Genomic DNA, 255 nt, shown 5'->3' on the forward strand with positions numbered 1-255 from the left:
ACCGGTGTTCACATTCTTGCCGCGCGCTGCGAGCTTGCGATATCGCCGGCACAGTCGCAGCTGAGCATCCCATGCGCGATCAATGATCGGTTTCGGGATTCCTTCATGGCGGCGCTGGATATCCGGGTTCACCCGGGCGGGGTATCTGTAACTCCACGCAGCCTCCACGAGCAGCTTTCTTGCATAGCTGTTCCCGTTTTTTGTAATACTGCCTTGACGGCGCCGGTCTCCGGAAGAGTGCTCGGAAGGCGTCAC

The 255-nt window shown here is 59.2% G+C and carries 1 protein-coding gene; it reads right to left on the bottom strand.

The genetic code is table 11. The features are described from left to right. Positions 1 to 255: transposase (locus AB4Y42_RS44595; protein WP_368697942.1), on the bottom strand; the 255-nt coding region annotated here is incomplete at both ends.

The organism is Paraburkholderia sp. EG286B (genome assembly GCF_040965655.1).
Lineage (GTDB): Bacteria > Pseudomonadota > Gammaproteobacteria > Burkholderiales > Burkholderiaceae > Paraburkholderia.